General features: G+C 40.9%; 1 protein-coding gene. It reads right to left on the bottom strand.

Annotated features, from left to right (window positions below):
- Positions 1-325: hypothetical protein (locus tag CWC16_RS20015; RefSeq protein ID WP_212747461.1), on the bottom strand; the 325-nt coding region annotated here is incomplete at both ends.

The following is a 325-nucleotide window of genomic DNA, read 5'->3' on the forward strand; positions in this document are numbered from 1 at the left end:
TCCACAAATCAGAACCAACAGGTACCGCTTCGGGGTTAGTAACCATTTGGAATTTTAGGAAATCGTTCTTTTTGAAAGCATCAATTACTGCTTTAAAAGAAGGATATTTCGCCAAGTTATCGCCCTTCAATAACAAATTAGGGGCTTTACTGCCTTGGTAAGCTTGATTAACTAAGCGCATCCAAGTCATTAACTCATTATTGGCAGTATCCTTCACCGGTATACCCGGTAAATTTCCTCCTTTACGCTGCTCTTCCGGTATGTTTACAAAAGAAGCAATGCCGCTCAAAGGCGCCCCAAAAAAGTTTGCTTTTTTGAAGGCTTG

Origin of the sequence: Pseudoalteromonas sp. S3776, assembly GCF_005886915.1 — a bacterium.
Taxonomy (GTDB): Bacteria; Pseudomonadota; Gammaproteobacteria; order Enterobacterales; family Alteromonadaceae; genus Pseudoalteromonas.